We start from the raw sequence: 16,285 nt of genomic DNA on the forward strand, positions 1-16,285 counted from the left end.
GACACTGGAGCCGTAAGATGCATGCTATTTCAGCCATGAAACTGGCTGATGCGATACGGCGCGCGGCGGAGATGTAATACATCAGTCAATTGCGCGATGGGTGCGTCGCCTGCTTCAGAACGCCTTGTTCTGAACGGCCCACTGGTAGGCGTGTTGCAGTCCCGTTTTCAATGTGTACTCGGGCTTCCACCCCAGCGCGGTAATCCGGTTGATGTCGAGGAGTTTGCGTGGAGCGCCGTCCGGTTTCGACGGATCGAACTGGACCCTCCCCGAATAGCCGACCACGCCTTTCATCGTCTCGGCAAGCTCCGCTATGGTACAGTCTTTCCCGGTTCCCACATTGATCGTTTCGGGTGAATCGTATTCCTGCATCAATAGGACGAGGGCACTCGCCAGATCGTCAACGTGGAGGAATTCACGCATCGGTCTGCCGCTTCCCCAGACAATAACTTCGGGCGCTCCGGTCACCTTCGCCTCGTGGAATCTGCGCATCATCCCAGGAATTACATGGGAATCTTCTGGAGAGAAATTATCGTTCGGGCCGTAGAGGTTCGTCGGCATTGCCGAGATGAAACGTCGACCATACTGCCGGAAATACTGCTCGCACAGCTTTAGGATTGCTATCTTCGCGAGGGCATAGGCTTCGTTCGTGGGCTCCAGCGCCCCCGTGAGGAGACTCTCCTCGCGGATTGGCTGGGAAGCAAGTTTGGGGTAGATACACGAGCTGCCGAGATAGAGGAGCTTCACAACGCTGCTCTGCGCGGCAGATCGGATGATGTTGGTCCCAAGGACGAGATTTTCGTACAAGAAATCGGCGGGATATCTGGCATTTGCCAGGATCCCGCCAACCTTGGCGGCAGCCAGAAAGACGTATTCCACGCGGTTCTCGGCGAAGAACGCCCGCACCGCGGCCTGATCGAGTAGATCAAGCTCTTGTCGCGTCCGGACAACGAGGTTCTGGTGGCCGTCCGAGCGCAGACGCCGGATCAGCGCAGATCCAACCAGACCCTGATGCCCGGCCACGAAGATGCAACTGTCCGAGTTCATGCGAGCAACCGGGAGCGGTGTCGGCGTTGGGAGCGGGAAGGAAGCACCTCAGGCGAGGCGATCAAGATCCAGACCCTCGCTCTTGAGATCCTCGCGCACCATGAGCTCGACCAGCTCTTTGAACGTTGTCCGAGGCCTCCAGCCGAGGATCTTGCGCGCCTTGTCGTAGTCGCCAACCAGCATGTCGACTTCGGTTGGACGAAAATATCGCGGATCGATCTCCACATATTTCTTCCAATCCAACCGCACCAAGTTGAATGCTTCATCAAGGAATTCCCGGACGGAGCGTGTCTCGCCTGTGGCAATCACATAGTCGTCGGGCTCGGACTGTTGGAGCATCAGCCACATCGCCTCGACAAAATCCTTGGCGTAACCCCAATCGCGCTTCGCGTCCAGATTGCCGAGATAAAGACGTTGCTGTTTTCTTGCGAGGATCTGGGCAATCGCGCGAGTGATCTTCCGAGTGACGAATGTTTCTCCCCGCCTGGGCGATTCATGATTGAACAGAATACCGTTAGAGGCGTGGATGCCGTATGCTTCGCGGTAGTTTACGACCAGCCAGTAACCCATTGCTTTGGCACAAGCATAGGGGGAGCGCGGATAGAAAGGGGTCGTCTCCTTCTGCGGAACCTCTCGAGCCATCCCGTACATCTCGGAAGAACTGGCCTGGTAAAGACGGATTCGCTTCTCTTTACTGACGTTGCGAATGGCCTCCAAGATGCGCAGCGTGGAGTTGCCTGCTGTATCGGCTGTATAGAGAGGGATGTCAAAGCTCACCCTCACATGACTCTGGGCACCCAGGTGATAGATTTCATCAGGCATGACCTGCCGCACGATTTTCTCGATGGAGCTGCCGTCGGTCAGATCGCCGTAGTGAAGGAACAGCCGGACGCCCTCGACGTGAGGGTCTTCATAGATCGCGTTGAGCCTTGCGGTGTTGAAGGAGGAGGAACGCCGGATCACGCCGTGCACTTCGTAGTCCTTGGCCAGAAGAAGCTCCGCGAGATAGGAGCCGTCCTGTCCGGTGATCCCGGTGATGAGCGCGATTTTCCTGTTTTTCACGATTCGCTTTCCCAGCGGTGTCCCGGGAGAGGTTAGTGAGGCGGTCGAAAAAAGTCAACCTGAGCGAATACTCTGTCGGAGCGCTCAATCGGGCAGCAGAACAACCATACGACATCGAGAAGGCGGCCATGGGCAGGCGGCATGTACGGCAGCGCGTCATCCCAACGGCTGGCTTTCGAAGATGTATGGTCCTGCTATGTGTTTCATGAAGATCCTTCCGTTTCCTTGTTCAGTTGCAGCGACGACAGGTTTCTTGGGGTACTCTACGTGTCGGGATGGCTCCGTGACGAACCTCGTCTTCAGCACAAGAATGAGCCTTCATTGGAATGTGAGAGGTCACCAGACCGCCCAGGCGTTGAGCGAGATTCTCCGAGAGCGGCATCCGAATCTCTTCAGCCGGGAGGGGGTGCCGCAGGCCGAGCCGGCTCCCCGGAGCCCTCGCTGATGGGCAGCCAGGGTTCCCCGCCGCCGGTCCGCTTTCTCTCCGCCCGCCAGCATTTCGACGGCCATCCGGTGGAAATCGCGGTGGGGGCCGCCGTGGAGCGCGAGCTGGAGCGTATCGACTCGGTGCTCGCCCGGTTCGTGCCGGCCGGCGCCAGGGTCGCGGTCGCTCTGGGAAGCCGCGGGGCCGCCGGGATGGCCGCCGTTGCCGCGGCGCTGGTGAAGCAGCTGCGGGCGCGGAGCTACGAGCCGTTCGTCGTCCCCGCGATGGGGAGCCACGGCGGGGCGACGCCCGAGGGACAGGCGGAGACGCTCGCGCGGCTGGGGATCACGGAGACCTCCCTCGGAGCGCCCGTGCGCTGTCAGGGGGAATCGCTGCTCGTGGCCCGGACCGATTCCGGCCTGCCGGTCTATGCCGATCGCCTCGCGACGCGCGCCGACGCGGTCATCCCGATCAACCGGATTTACACGCACACGAACTTCGAGGGGAGGATCGAGAGCGGCCTGCTCAAGATGCTGGCGATCGGCCTGGGCAAGGAGCCGGCGGCCGCCTCGGCCCACCGCGCCTCGCTGACGAGGGGCCTCGGGACGGTGATTCGGGAGGTCGGCGCCAAGATCCTCTCCGCCCTCAACGTCCCGTTCGGGATCGGCCTGGTGGAGAACGGGCGCCGGGAGATCGCCGTGCTGCGTGCCGTGGCGGGCGAGTCGATGGAATCGGAGGAAGCGGTCTTGCTGGCCGAGGCGAAACGGCTGAAGCCGAAGATCCCCTTCGACTTCCTTCACCTCCTGGTGGTGGATTGTCTGGGAAAGAACTTCAGCGGCACGGGGATCGACACCAAGATCGTCGGGCGGATGCTCCAGACGGGCGAGGCGGAGCCGGCGTCGCCCCGCTACCTGAGAATCTACGTCGGGGACTTGTCGGCGGCGGCGGGAGGCAACGCTCACGGGATGGGGCTCGCGGACTTCGTCTCGGAGCGCTTCGCCGCGAAGATCGACATGCGGGTGACGCTCGCGAACGGCCTGGCTGCTTGTTCGCCGCAGCGCGGCCGCCGCCCGCCCATCGTCGCGAGCGATGCCGAGGGGATCGGGCTCGGCCTTTCGACGGCCGGGGCCGCCGACGCGGCCACGGCGCGCGTCGTCCGCATCCCGAACACGCGCGATCTCGAGAAGATGTGGATCTCCGAGGCGCTCGAAGGCGAAGCGCGAGCGGCGGGACTTGAAATCCAAACGGCGCCGTTCTCGCTCCAATTCGACGCGTCGGGAAACCTGCCGATCTGGTAGCGCGGGCTGCCGATCCGGCGCCGGCCAAGCCCGCGAGTCTCGCCCGCCGCTTCCCCCCACGCGGCGCTTTCCATTCATCTCCCGCCTTGCATTAGAAGACGGACAGCACCATAATCCTGCCGCTTTGCCGGGAATGGAATCATGGCTGCTCTTTTCTCCAAGATCTGGCGCACGGGGATTGTGACCGAGACGCTTCCGGGCGGACCGGTCGAGGGGCTGGTTCTCGCGCGGGAGATCGAGGAGAAGACGAAGAGCCTCCTCGGGAGATCCCTGGCGATCCGCGAGATCGACGCCGGCTCCTGCAACGGATGCGAGATTGAGATCTCGGGGCTGACCGGTCCCGTCTACGACTCCGAGCGCTTCGGGATCCACTTCGTCGCCTCCCCCCGGCACGCCGATCTGCTCCTCGTGACCGGGCCGGTCACGCGGAACATGGAGATTCCCCTTCGCAAGACCTGGGAAGCGACTCCCGATCCCAAGGTCGTGGTGGCGGTGGGGGACTGCGCCCGGGACTGCGGCGTCTTCGCGGGCGGCTACGGTGTCGTCGGAAGCGTGGACCAGATCATCCCGGTCGACGCCTTCATCCCCGGCTGTCCGCCCGAGCCGGCCGACATCCTCCGGGGGATCCTCCAAGTTCTCGAAAGGTTTCCAGCGCGTGGCTGACGCCGGCGCGCCCGCATGACCTGCCTCGTGCTCATGACGATCTGCTACGTGGCGGGGGCGGTCGGCTCCCTGGGGCTCCCCACCGGCGCATCGCGACGCCTGTCATCCTTTGCGGCCGCCGCGGGAGGCGTCTTCGGCGGTGTCGCGGCGCTGCGGGTGCTGATCACCGGGCAGCCGGTCGCCTTCGCCGTCCCTTCTTTCGTTCCCTTTCTCTCCCTGCCGTTCCGCTTGGATCCGCTGGGGGCGTTCTTCCTTGGGGTTATCGCCCTGGTGGCGATCCCCGCCGCGATCTATGGGGACGAGTACCTGCGCGGCGGGCCGGAGCAGTCGCCGGCGCTCGTCGGCGCGATGCTGAACCTCTTCCTTCTGGCGATGAGTCTCGCGACTCTGGCGGCGGGCGTCCTCGCCTTCCTCATGCTCTGGGAGGGGATGTCGCTCGCTTCTTACTTCCTGGTGATCGCGGAAGGGGACAGCGGCGAGGGCCAGGCGGCGGGACGCTGGTACGCCGGGATGGCCCACGCCGGCTTCGTCCTCATCGCCGCGGCGCTGCTGATGGCGGGAATCCATACCTCGGGCCTGGGATTCGACGAGATCCGCCACGCCGCCTCCGCGCTTGGGCCCGGCACCCGCAACGTCATCTTCCTCCTGGCCCTCGCCGGATTCGGATCGAAGGCGGGTCTCGTCCCGCTGCACGTCTGGCTTCCCCGGGCCCACCCGGCGGCTCCCAGCCACGTCTCGGCGATCCTCTCCGGCGCGATGCTGAAGATGGGGGTTTACGGCATCCTGCGGATCGCGCTCGATCTGCTCGGCGGCGGGCCTGCCTGGTGGGGCGGCCTCCTTCTGGCGCTGGGAGCCGCCTCGGCCCTTCTGGGGGTCCTCTACGCCCTGATGGAGCACGACCTGAAACGCCTCCTCGCTTATCACAGCGTGGAGAACGTCGGCATCATCTTCATGGGAGTGGGATTGGGACTCCTGCTCCACTCCAACGGCTTCGAGAAGCTTGCGGCATTGGCGCTGGTGGCGGCGATCTATCACACCTTGAACCACGCCGCGTTCAAAGGGCTCCTCTTTCTGGGGGCGGGCGCGGTGGCGCGGGCCACGGGGACGCGGAACATGGAAGAGATGGGAGGGTTGATCAAACGGATGCCCCAGACCGCCGCCTGCTTCCTCGTCGGGTCGGCGGCGATCGCCGCCCTTCCGCCCCTGAACGGCTTCGCGAGCGAATGGATGCTCTTCCAGTCGCTGCTCTCCGGGGCCCGGGCCGCCGCCCCGCTTTCCGGGGCGCTGATCATGGTCTGCGTCGGCGCCCTGGCGCTCACCGGCGGCCTGGCGGCCGCCTGCTTCGTGAAAGCCTTCGGCATTCCCTTCCTGGCGCTGCCGCGGAGCCGCGCGGCGGAGGAGGCACGCGACGTGGGCGCCCTGATGCGCGGTCCGATGATCGCACTGGCCGCCGTTTGCGCGGCGCTGGGCGTGCTTCCCTTCGTGGTGGTCCCGTTCGTCGCCCGCGCCTTGATGGAGATGCCCGGGATCGACGCGTCGGGCGCGGGCTTCACGCTCCGCCTGTCGCTGAGCGCCGCCGGCGGCAGCTCCCGGATCTCGCCGCTCGCCATCGCCCTTCTTCTGGCCCTCGCCGTCGCCGCCGTCCCGTTGCTGCTGCGCCTGATGGGGGCGAGCCGCCGCCGGCGCGCCGGGGATCTGTGGGGATGCGGCCGTGTGGCCGGCTCGGCCCGGATGGAGTACACGAGCAGCGCCTTCGCCGAACCGCTGAAGCGGGTCTTCGCCGATCTTTACCGCCCCACCGCGGACATCACCGTGGAGGTGCATCCCGAGTCGGGCTATTTCACGCGATCGATCCATTACCACAGCCGCGTGCGCGTCTGGTTCGAGGAGGTGTTCTACCAGCCCCTCTTCAATCTGGTGAAACCGCTGGGGAGCTTCGGCCGTCTCATCCAGTCGGGTTCGGTGCACCTCTACCTGGTTTACATCTTCGCGGCGCTTTTGATCTTCCTTCTTCTGGCGAGGTAGCCGGCGATGCTGGGGTGGTTGTTGGAAGGGGCGCAGTACCTGCTGACTCTCGCGGTGGCGCCCGGGATGATCGGCATGGTTCGCTTCATCAAGGCGCGGCTCCAGGGGCGCCGGGGCGCCCCGCCCTGGCAACCCTATTTCGACCTGCGCCGCCTTTTCCGGCAGGAGGTGATCGTCGCCCCCTCGGCTTCCTGGATCTTCCGGGCCGCTCCCGCCGTCATCTTCGCCTGCATGGCGGTGGTCTCGCTCCTGGTCCCGATGCTGGCCGCGCCCCTGCCGCTGGACGGCGCCGGCGACCTCGTGGTGGTCGTCTACCTTCTGCTGCTGGCCACTTTCGTCCTCGCCCTGGCGGGGCTCGACCCCGGCTCCGCCTTCGGCGGCATGGGATCGAGCCGTGAGATGACCATCGCCGCCCTGGCCGAGCCCACCGTGGCCCTCGCCATCTTCGGCCTGGGGGTCACCGCCGGCTCGACGAACTTGGGCCAAATCGTGGCGCGCACGCTCGAGAATCCAGCGCGCGTCCTGAGTCCGGGTCATCTCATGGCTTTCGCCGCTCTGTACATCGTCATGCTGGCGGAGACGGGGCGCCTCCCGGTGGACAATCCCGCCACCCATCTGGAGCTGACCATGGTTCACGAGGCGATGGTGCTGGAGTATTCGGGACGACACCTGGCGCTCATCGAATGGGCCTCGGCGATGAAGTTCTTCATCTTCCTGTCGCTTCTGGCGAACCTCTTCCTGCCGGCAGGCGTTGCGGCGGTGCTGACGCCGGCGACGCTGGCCTTCTCTCTCGTCGCGCTGCTCGTGAAGAGCCTCGTGCTCGCGGCATCCATTGCCCTTCTGGAGACGCAGGTCGCGAAGCTCCGGCTCTTCCGCGTGCCGGAGCTTCTCAGCGTCTCGTTCCTCCTGGCGCTTCTGGCGGTGACCTCGTCGGTCCTGGTGAGGTAGCGCGGATGGCCCCTTCCCAATTCGCGCTCCTGTGCGCCCTGACCTCCAGCCTGGTCCTCCTGGCGGGGATCGCCATCCTCTGGCGGCACTCCATTCCCGCCTACATCGACTCCTTCGCCCGTCAGTCCTTCTTCCTGGCGCTGGCCACTCTGGTGGTGGCGGCCGGCTCCGGGACTCGTGAGCTTTACCTGGTCGCGGCGCTCGTCTTCGTCGTGAAAGTTCTGGTGATCCCTCGCCTGCTCCACCGGGTGCTGGGCGCCGTGCGCGCCGACCTCGAAGTCCATCCCTACGTGAACGTTCCGTTCAGCCTGGCCATCGCCGGGCTCCTGACCATGGCGGCTTACGCCGTGGCCGATCCGGTGATGGCCTTGAGCGATCATCCCACGCGCTCCGGCATCCCCCTGGCGCTCGCGGTGATTTTCGTCGGGTTGTTGATCGTCGTGAGCCGCCGCAGCGCTCTGACGCAGATCGTCGGATTCCTGGTGATGGAGAACGGCATCGCGCTGCTGGCGGTGCTGGCCGCCTACGGGATCCCGCTGATCGTGGAGCTCGGGGTTTTCCTGGACGTGCTGCTGGGCTTTCTGGTGATGCTCGTCTTCGTGCACCGGATCCGGGAGACCTTCGAGACCATCGACGTGGACCACCTTCGCAAGCTCAGGCATTGAGAAACCGGCCATGATCCTGCCGATCCTGCTGATGCTCCCCCTGCTCTCCGCCGCGGCGTGCGGCGCCTGGCGGGGCGACCCGCGTCCCCTGGCCCGTGGGAGCGCCGCTGCGGCCGGCACCGGGTTCGTCCTGGCGCTGATGCTCTCCGGGCAGATTCTGAAGGAGCGGGTCGTCGGCTTCGGTCGGGGCGATTTCCTGCGAGCCGACGGTCTTTCGGCCGTCCTCGTTCTGGTGGTGACCCTGGTGGGCTGGATCTCCCTCTGGAGCGGCGAGGGGGCGTTGCGCCGGGCTCGCGATCGGCAGGAGCTTGCCGACGCGCACCTGCGTCGCTACTACCTTCTGACGAACCTGTTCCTCTTCACGATGCTCTTGTCGGTGACCGCCAACAGCGTGGGCGTGATGTGGGTGGCGGTGGAGGCAACCACCATCACCACCGCATTTCTCATCGGCCTGGAGAATTCGCCGGAAGCTCTGGAGGCTTCCTGGAAGTACATTCTGATAGGGTCGGTCGGCATCGCTCTGGCGTTCGTGGGGACCGTGCTGGGCTACTTCGACTTCGTGCAGCGCGTCGGAGAGATGCCGCACGCCCTCAACTGGAGCATCCTGGCGGGCGTCGCGGACCGCCTGAATGGGGACGTCCTGCGGATAGCCTTCGTGTTCATCCTGGTCGGGTACGGCACCAAGGCGGGAATCGCCCCCATGCACACCTGGCTTCCCGACGCCCATTCCGAGGCTCCCGCCCCCACTTCCTCCATGATGTCCGGCTCGCTGCTCGTCGTGGCGCTTTACGCCATCCTGCGCTGGAAGGTGGTGGTGGACGCCTGCGTCGGGACGGCTTTCTCCGACCGGATGCTGATCGTGACCGGGACCGTCTCGGTGGCCGTGGCGGCGATCCTGATGATTCGCCAGATTAGTTACAAGCGGATGCTGGCGTATTCCAGCGTGGAGCACGTGGGCCTGATTTGCGTGGGGGCCGGGTTCGGGTCTCTGGGCACGCTCGCGGCTCTCCTCCACATGGTGGGCCACGCCGCCGGAAAATCGATGCTCTTCCTCCTTTCGGGAAACATCAAGGAAGCGTATGGCTCCACCCGGATCGTCATGGTGCGGGGCCTCCTGCGCGCCCGTCCGCTGACCGGGGCCCTCTTCCTGGCCGGAACCCTGGCGTTGCTGGGTCTTCCTCCCTTCAGTCTTTTCATCTCCGAGGTGATGATCTTCCGGGCCGGCTTTCTCGGCGGCCATCCGGCCGTCACCGGCATCCTGATGCTCCTCACTCTGGCGATCTTCGTCTTCTTCCTCGGTTACGTGAACCGCCTCCTCTACGGGGAGCCGCCCGCCGAGCTGCCGTCCGCTCGGGGACCCCGCGCCGTGGAGCTGCTGCCGATGGCGGTCAACCTGGCTGTGCTTCTGGCGGCGGGAATCGTGGTGCCCGCGCCGCTTCTGAGCCTGCTGCGCCTGGCCGCCGGAGTGATCCATCCATGATCGACGTGGCGGCGGCCGTGACGAGGCTGCGGGAGCTCCTCACTCCGGAAGGCGCCACCGGCTTCACGGCGCGCGGCAACGTGGTGCGGTTCGAGATCGCCCGCGAAGGGATCCGCGAGGCGGCGCGCCTTCTCCTCGCCCGCTTCGAGATGGACCTGTACCTCCTGCTGGCCAACGACCGGCGGGAGGATCGCGGCGGCTTCGATCTGATCTACCTCTTCGCCGATCCTGACATGGACTGGTTCGCCGAAATGACCGCCATTGTGCCGCCGGACGAGCCGCGCTATCCTTCCCTGGCCACTCTTTGCTATCCCGCCTCGCGCTACGAGCGCGAGATTCGGGACCTCTTCGGCCTGCATCCCACCGCGCATCCCGACCCGCGTCCCCTGGTCCGGCACGGCTTCTGGCCCGAGGAATACTACCCGCTGCGGAAGGACGCGGCCCCGCCCGGAGACTTCACCGACGACGGCTCTCCCTTCCCGTTCCAGAGGGTGGAAGGGGAGGGGGTCTACGAGATCCCGGTGGGTCCGGTCCATGCGGGCATCATCGAGCCGGGCCACTTCCGGTTCAGCGTCGACGGCGAGACCATCCTGGAGATGAAGTCACGCCTCTACTTCACTCATAAGGGGACCGAGAAGCTCTTCGAGGGGAAGCGGCCGGAGGAGGCGCTGCCCCTTTCCGAGAGGATTTCGGGAGACACGGCGGTGGGGCACAGCCTCGCCTTTTGTCAGGCGGTGGAGGTCCTCTGCGGCGTGATCGTCCCACCTCGGGCGCGTTTCATCCGGACGGTGCTGCTGGAAATGGAGCGGCTCTACAATCACGTGGCCGATTTCGGCATGATCGCCAGCGACACCGGGTTCGCCATGGCTCAGTCCCACGCCTACCGGATCCGGGAAACGCTGTTCCGGCTGAACAAGGCGCTGGCGGGACACCGGCTGCTGCGCGGCGTGATCGTCCCCGGGGGAGTGAGCCGGGACCTTCCGGGCGACATGCCGTTGCCGGCAGAGTTGGAGAAGGTCGGCCGGGATTTCGAGGAGCTGGTGGCCGTCTGCCTCGCCAACAGCATGCTCCGGGATCGTCTCCGGGGCGCCGGGAAACTGGAGCGGCAGACGGCCCGAGACCAGGGAGTCCTCGGAGTCGTGGCCCGGGCCTCGGGGATCGACCGGGACGCCCGGCGGGACCATCCCTTCGCCGCCTACTCCGAGCTTCGGTTCAAGGTGGCGGTGGAGGATACCGGCGACGTGCAAGCGCGCGCCCTAGTGCGCGTCGGGGAATTCCGGGAGTCGATGGGTCTCATCCGGCAGGCCCTGGAGAGGTTGCCGGGCGGCGCGCTGCGCGCGCCGGGAGCGGCGCTTCCCCCGCGGCAGAACGCCTTCGGAATCGTGGAAGGATGGCGCGGCGCCATTCTCCACTGGATTCAGTCCGACGCCGCCGGCCGCCTCCACCGCGTGAAGGTGAAGGATCCTTCCTTTCTGAACTGGCGCGCCCTCTCCTACGCCTTGCGCGGCAACATCGTTCCCGACTTCCCCCTCTGCAACAAGAGCTTCAATCTCTCCTATTCCGGCAACGACCTGTAGCATTGCGCGAACGGCCGAGGATCGCCGGTCTCGCAGCCGCTTCGCTCGAGATCCGCAGCCGAAGGCCCAGACGTCGGACCTTCGATCGACGCTCTTTCCCCGGGCCTGCTCGGGACTCATGTAGGCGGCGGTGCCGAGAATGTATCCGGCATGGGTCATTCCCTGGAGCACCGTGGGAGACTGGGATTGATCGGCGCCCGGGGTGGCCGTCAGGTCGGCATCCGCCATGCGGGCCAGCCCGAAATCGAGGATCTTCACCGGGCCGTCGGGAGAGACCTTGATGTTCGCCGGCTTGAGATCGCGATGGATGATTCCCCGCTCGTGGGCCGCCTCGAGTCCCTCGGCGATCTGCCGTGCGATCGGCAGGGCCTCCTCGAGAGGCACGGGCCCGTTAGAGATTCGGTCGGCGAGCGTCGGTCCCTCGATCAGCTCGAGCACCAGCGCCGGCGTCCCGGACGATTCTTCCATCCCATAGATGGCGCCGATGGCGCCGTGGCTCAGAGAGGCCAGGACTTGAGCTTCACGGCGGAAACGGGCGAGCCGGTCGGGATCCCGGGAAAGGGCCTGCGGGAGCATCTTGATGGCCACCTCCCGGTGGAGCCGGGGATCCTTGGCGCGATACACCTCGCCCATGCCGCCCGCGCCGAGCGGTCCGAGGATTTCATAAGGGCCCAGACGTGTTCCCGGAGAGAGAGTCATGCGGACGGGATTATAAACGGGTTTCGCGTTCAGGAGCGCCGGGGGTCTTGGGCGGCGGCAGGGGAGCTCTACAGATCGGCCGGGGTGTCGAGGATCGAGGCTTGGATGGTGCGCAGGTAGGCGCCGCTCTTGGGGTCGCGCTCCGTCAGGTTGGCGAGTCGCAGCGGAATGTTCCCCTCTTCCGGGTTCCCGTCCAGCAGGCGCACGATCGGACGGAAGGGATCCTCCGGATTGGCTTTCAGCACGATCGCTTCCTCTCCGGTTTCGAGCTTCACGCGCGTTCCCGGTGGGTAGGCGCCCATCATCCGGGCGAACAGGCGGACCAGGACGGGATCGAACATCTTTCCCGCCTGCGTCTGCAGCACCTCCAAGGCCTTTTCCGGCGGCATCTCGCGCTGGTAGCTGCGGTTGCTGCGCATGGCGTCGTAGGCGTCGGCGATGGTGCAGACCCGGCTGGCGAAGTGCTGGGGCAGAGGGCGTTTCAGGGGGGGATAGCCGGTCAGATCGTAGCGCCGGTGGTGCTCGAAGCCGACAATGAGTGAGAGATCGTTGCTCCCCGGCGTCTCGCGCAGGATTTGAATCGTGTCGAGGGGATGCCGCCGGATCAGCTCGAATTCGGCGTCGGTGAGCTTGCCGCGCTTCTCTAGGATCTCGGTCGGGATCCGCATCTTTCCCAAGTCGTGCATCATGGCGGCGATCCCGTACTCGCGAACCACCTCGGTGTCGCGCGACAGCGCCTGGATCTGCGCCAGCGTCAGGATCGTCACGTTCACGATGTGGGTGAAGGTGTAGGCGCTGTGGCTCTTCAGGGCCGTGAGCATCAGGAGGGGGCCGGGATCGCGGTGCAGGTGCTCCATCAGCATCTCGACGAGGTTCTGGATCTGCTTGACGCGGATGAGCCGGCCGGTCCGGGCGCACTCCATCGTCTCCTCCAGCCCCGCGGCCGCGTCGTCGTAGGCGCCGCGGTCTCCCGCGATCTCGGGCGGAGGTTGATCGCTCTTCTCCTTCTTCAAGTCGAGCTGCGCGACCCGGATTCGGCTCACGCCTCTGCCGGCAAGCAGGTGGGCCACCGAGATCGGCTCGCCGCCCGCCGGGGCGCCCGAGGCGCGATCGCCCGCCAGCACCTCGAGCAAGCCCTCGAGATCGTTGCGGTTGAACCCGCGCTGGAAGGTGAGCTTGTCGATGCCGCGGTTCTTCAGCTCGCGCGACAGCGCCGAATGCGACTCCCCCTGGTCCTCCCACGGCAGGCCGTCGGCCAGGAGGTGGTTTCCGAGGACGCCGAGCTGGACTTCGTCGCGGCTGACCATGAGATGGTGCAGCGTCTTCTCGATGCGGGCCATGGTGCGCTCCAGCGCGGGGTGTCGGGGGGGGTAGATCTTGCGGCCGTGCAGCGCGGCGACGAGGTGCCGGACCAGCTCGAAATATTCGGTGACGGCGCTCATGACGCTTTCTCCGCCGGCGCCTCGGCGCTCCCTTCGAGGCTGTCCTGAACGAGGCTCTCGCAGGTTTCGCGCACCGCCCTCCGGGCGCTGCGCGAGTTGCTTTGCAGGGCGGCCATCGCCTCGGCCGTGCCGATGCGCTTCAGCGCCTGCGCCGAGAGGACCCTCAGGCCGTCGCCCTTCGAGATGGGCAGCCAGAAGCCGCGGCCGAGGATCTTCGAGAGGATGGGCACCGCCTCCGCCGCTTCCATCTCGCCCAGGACGGTGATCGCCTCGCGGGCGGGGCCGTCCTCGAGCACGATCATCCCGGCGCGCGCCAGCCTCTTGGAGAACATCGCGATGGTGTTTTCCCGGTCGATCTCGCCGAGGACGCGCGCGGCCACCGTCCCTACGTCGGCGTCCAACACGGCCCGGCGCAGGTGCGCCACGGCCCGCGGCCCGCCGATCTTCCCCAGGGCGGTCGCCGCTTCGCGTCTCACGCGAGGCTCCTCGTGCTGCAGGAGACCGGCCAGCGGGTCGACCAGGCTTTGGCCGCCGATCTGCCCGAGAAGCATCGCGGCGTTGCGGACCAGGTACCAGGAGGAATCCGACAGCCGCTTGAGCAGCAGCGGGACCGCCGGGCGGCCGATCGCCGCCAGGGCGTTGAGAAGTCCCCGCCGCACCTCCCAGTTCTCCTCTTCCGCGAGACCGTCGAGAAGCGCCTGGGCCACGAGCCCCCCGAGCTCCTTGAAGGACTGCGTGGCGCGCCCGCGCTCCTCTTCGCCCAGGCGCTCGTATTCCGTCCGGAATATCTTGACGACCTGTTCCGAGGCGGCGCGCACGCGGCGATCCATCGCCGCCCGGCCGGGGGCCAGGACCTCGCCTCCGCGCAACTCCGAGAGGACGCGCACCGCCTCCGAGATCAGGGGGATCGCCGCGGGACCGGACATCCGCTTCACGCGACGATCGAGATCCTCCCGGAAGGACTCGGCCTGGACTTCATCGGTCGTCGCGTCCAGGGCGCACAGGACGACCCGGCAGGCGTGCGCGGCGACGGCTTCCGGGAGGAAGGCCTCGGCGAACCCCGGGGCGCTTTCGAGGGCCTCGCGGATGACGGAATCGGTCTCCTCGGGCTGGCGCGAGATGGTGTCCAGCGTGGCCTTGTAAGTTTCCGAGAGGTAGTCCTGATCCGATTCGACCAGGAGCCCCTGCAGCGATTGCCAGATCCGCCCCAGGTCCGCGCCGCCCCCTTTCTGCTGCAGGCGCGCGGTAATCTCCCCGAAATAGGGCGCGCTTCGTCCCCGGGCGTTGAACACCTTGGAGCAAACGGCGAACAGCCGGGGACTGAGCTGCCTCTCGGTCTCGACGAAGGAGCTGACCAGCTCGACGATCATCGGATCGGTCATCCGCTCGCAGACCTGGGTCATCAGATCGGAGGTGCCGTCGGGGAGGGGAACCTTGTTGAGGATCAAGTCCATCCGAAGGCGCAGCGGAAGGCTCATGAGCGCTTCGCCGAGATTCCCGAGAAACGGGTCGAGCGATTCGGGGGTTTCCTTGCTGATTTCCCCGGCGAGGCGTCCCATCAATCGCGGGAGATCGCGCGGGCTCTGGGCCCCCAGCTCCCCCATGAGGTCGCGCAGCATCTCGCCCTCCGAGGCGAGGTCGCGGACGAGAGTCTTGACCCCCTCCGAAGGGTGCCCGTCGGTGCCGCGCAGAAAATCGGCGACGATTCGCTTCCAGGCGCCGGTGTCCTCGGTCGCGGTCGCGGCGCCGAGGGGATCGGCCTCGGAGGCGAGGATCTTCTCCAGGTCGATCTCGCTCACCGCGATCGCCGTGATGCCTTTCGACTGGAGGAATTTCGACAAGCCGCCCTGCTCGCTGATGCGCGAAGGCTCCAGGGCGAGCTGGCGCAGAAAGGCGGTCAGGCCCTCGCCGTCGAGGCCTCGGCGCAGCGTCAGCTGCGCCACGCTCCGGTTGAGGAGGAACGTGGCGAAAGACTGCAGGGCGCGATCGGGGTCCTGCAGATACTCTCCCTCGTAGAGGATCCCCGCATCGGCGAAGCCGAGCTCGATCTCGTTGCGGGCGGCGGTCAGCGCTTTGAAGCTCGACAGAAAGCGATCCACCGAGACGCGCACGGCGGGATGCTGCGCCGGGTAGAAGGAAACCACCTTCGTGGCGGTGCTGATCTCGCGGATCGCCCGGTTCAGGGGCTCTCGGGCGGCCGATATTGAGGGAGGCATGCTGACGGTTCCGCTCCTTCGTGACCGGGAGAATATATGTTCCCCTGGGCGGGGAGGCCACCTTTGAGGAAAGGCCGTGGGGGCCGGCGGATTGAATGGAACTTGTTGACAGACAAAGGGCTGTCCGATAGCATCCGGGCACTTCGGGCAGGCCTCGAACCGGGAGGCGAGGGAAAACGATGAAGCGGGCGGCCCTTTGCGCGTCAATCCTCCTGATCGTTCTCGCTCCGGCGTGCCGGCGGCTGGCGCTCCGCCAAGAGGCGGTCGAGCTTTCCTATCTTCCGGCAGACTCCCTTTTCGTCGCGTCGATGGACGTTGTGCGCCTGCGGAAGGCTCCTCTTTACGGGAAGCTCGATTCGGAGTCGGGACAGCTCAAGACGTTTCTTCTGCGGCTTGGAATCGACCCGCGCAAGGATCTGGACCACGTGACTCTCGCGTTTCGCGGCTCGGCGACGGAGCCGGGAGAGTGGCTGGCGCTCCTGCGCGGACGATTCGACCGGGCGCGGATCGAGAAGGGGCTCGAGGACCCCGGCGCCCGGATGTCGGTCGACACCTACCGGGGAAAGAAGATCCACAGCCTCGTGAGCGTTCCGGACATCGGGGAGCTTTCCTTCGCGGTGATCGATCCGACCGCGGCGGCACTGGGGAAGTCGAAGGCGATCCAAATGGCGCTCGACGTCCGCGACCACGCGGTCCCTTCCCTGGAGCGCAACGAGACGATGAAGAAGCTGGTGGCGGG

General features: G+C 66.2%; 13 protein-coding genes. 9 read left to right on the forward strand and 4 right to left on the reverse strand.

Features of this window, described 5'->3' with window-relative positions:
- Positions 1 to 114: 114 nt before the first annotated feature.
- Together VGR67_10525 and gmd are read right to left on the reverse strand one after the other, a co-directional pair.
- Positions 115 to 1,047, reverse strand: a complete 933-nt coding sequence (locus VGR67_10525; GenBank protein ID HEV8336842.1) for a GDP-L-fucose synthase — start codon at positions 1,045 to 1,047, stop codon at positions 115 to 117.
- 48 nt (positions 1,048 to 1,095) lie between these two features.
- On the reverse strand, positions 1,096 to 2,109 hold the full coding sequence (gene gmd / locus VGR67_10530; GenBank protein HEV8336843.1) for a GDP-mannose 4,6-dehydratase: 1,014 nt from the start codon (positions 2,107 to 2,109) through the stop codon (positions 1,096 to 1,098).
- Between the two features lie 444 nt (positions 2,110 to 2,553).
- On the opposite strand from gmd, the gene VGR67_10535 reads away from it, so the two are divergent.
- The 8 genes from VGR67_10535 (at position 2,554) to VGR67_10570 (ending at position 12,008) form a co-directional block, all read left to right on the forward strand.
- A complete protein-coding gene (locus VGR67_10535; GenBank protein HEV8336844.1) occupies positions 2,554 to 3,831 on the forward strand; it encodes a DUF2088 domain-containing protein in 1,278 nt (425 codons plus the stop codon).
- Between the two features lie 141 nt (positions 3,832 to 3,972).
- Positions 3,973 to 4,494: an NADH-quinone oxidoreductase subunit B family protein gene (locus VGR67_10540; protein ID HEV8336845.1), complete on the forward strand. Its 522-nt coding sequence runs from the start codon at positions 3,973 to 3,975 to the stop codon at positions 4,492 to 4,494.
- 15 nt (positions 4,495 to 4,509) lie between these two features.
- Entirely contained in the window at positions 4,510 to 6,519 is a 2,010-nt protein-coding gene (gene hyfB, locus VGR67_10545) for a hydrogenase 4 subunit B (protein HEV8336846.1), read from the forward strand.
- A gap of 6 nt (positions 6,520 to 6,525) precedes the next feature.
- Positions 6,526 to 7,467: an NADH-quinone oxidoreductase subunit H gene (locus VGR67_10550; protein HEV8336847.1), complete on the forward strand. Its 942-nt coding sequence runs from the start codon at positions 6,526 to 6,528 to the stop codon at positions 7,465 to 7,467.
- A gap of 5 nt (positions 7,468 to 7,472) precedes the next feature.
- Entirely contained in the window at positions 7,473 to 8,132 is a 660-nt protein-coding gene (locus tag VGR67_10555) for a hydrogenase (GenBank protein ID HEV8336848.1), read from the forward strand.
- 10 nt (positions 8,133 to 8,142) lie between these two features.
- Positions 8,143 to 9,612, forward strand: a complete 1,470-nt coding sequence (locus VGR67_10560; GenBank protein HEV8336849.1) for a proton-conducting transporter membrane subunit — start codon at positions 8,143 to 8,145, stop codon at positions 9,610 to 9,612.
- Positions 9,609 to 11,189 carry an NADH-quinone oxidoreductase subunit C gene (locus VGR67_10565; protein HEV8336850.1) on the forward strand — a complete coding sequence of 527 codons (1,581 nt, stop codon included), beginning with the start codon at positions 9,609 to 9,611 and terminating at the stop codon, positions 11,187 to 11,189. Before VGR67_10560 ends, VGR67_10565 begins: the two co-directional genes overlap by 4 nt.
- A gap of 186 nt (positions 11,190 to 11,375) precedes the next feature.
- A complete protein-coding gene (locus tag VGR67_10570; GenBank protein HEV8336851.1) occupies positions 11,376 to 12,008 on the forward strand; it encodes a hypothetical protein in 633 nt (210 codons plus the stop codon).
- On the opposite strand, the gene VGR67_10575 is transcribed toward VGR67_10570, so the two are convergent.
- Positions 11,957 to 13,330, reverse strand: coding sequence for an HD domain-containing phosphohydrolase (locus VGR67_10575; GenBank protein HEV8336852.1), 1,374 nt, complete (start codon positions 13,328 to 13,330; stop codon positions 11,957 to 11,959). The two genes, VGR67_10570 and VGR67_10575, sit on opposite strands and share 52 nt — an antisense overlap.
- Entirely contained in the window at positions 13,327 to 15,546 is a 2,220-nt protein-coding gene (locus VGR67_10580; protein HEV8336853.1) for a HEAT repeat domain-containing protein, read from the reverse strand. Before VGR67_10580 ends, VGR67_10575 begins: the two co-directional genes overlap by 4 nt.
- Positions 15,547 to 15,725: 179 nt before the next feature.
- Between VGR67_10580 and VGR67_10585 the strand changes: the two genes are divergently transcribed.
- A partial coding sequence (locus VGR67_10585; GenBank protein ID HEV8336854.1) for a hypothetical protein occupies positions 15,726 to 16,285 on the forward strand: 560 nt, incomplete at its 3' end.

The sequence above is a fragment of the Candidatus Polarisedimenticolia bacterium genome (assembly GCA_036004685.1).
In the GTDB taxonomy this organism is placed as follows: domain Bacteria; phylum Acidobacteriota; class Polarisedimenticolia; order Gp22-AA2; family AA152; genus DASYRE01.

Coding starts and splice junctions, on each gene's coding strand:
- VGR67_10565 (HEV8336850.1), top strand. CDS start 9,609: ATGATCGACGTGGCGGCGGCCGTGACGAGGCTGCGGGAGCTCCTCACT.
- VGR67_10550 (HEV8336847.1), top strand. CDS start 6,526: ATGCTGGGGTGGTTGTTGGAAGGGGCGCAGTACCTGCTGACTCTCGCG.
- hyfB (HEV8336846.1), top strand. CDS start 4,510: ATGACCTGCCTCGTGCTCATGACGATCTGCTACGTGGCGGGGGCGGTC.
- VGR67_10560 (HEV8336849.1), top strand. CDS start 8,143: ATGATCCTGCCGATCCTGCTGATGCTCCCCCTGCTCTCCGCCGCGGCG.
- VGR67_10555 (HEV8336848.1), top strand. CDS start 7,473: ATGGCCCCTTCCCAATTCGCGCTCCTGTGCGCCCTGACCTCCAGCCTG.
- VGR67_10535 (HEV8336844.1), top strand. CDS start 2,554: ATGGGCAGCCAGGGTTCCCCGCCGCCGGTCCGCTTTCTCTCCGCCCGC.
- VGR67_10575 (HEV8336852.1), bottom strand. CDS start 13,330: ATGAGCGCCGTCACCGAATATTTCGAGCTGGTCCGGCACCTCGTCGCC.
- VGR67_10525 (HEV8336842.1), bottom strand. CDS start 1,047: ATGAACTCGGACAGTTGCATCTTCGTGGCCGGGCATCAGGGTCTGGTT.
- VGR67_10580 (HEV8336853.1), bottom strand. CDS start 15,546: ATGCCTCCCTCAATATCGGCCGCCCGAGAGCCCCTGAACCGGGCGATC.
- VGR67_10540 (HEV8336845.1), top strand. CDS start 3,973: ATGGCTGCTCTTTTCTCCAAGATCTGGCGCACGGGGATTGTGACCGAG.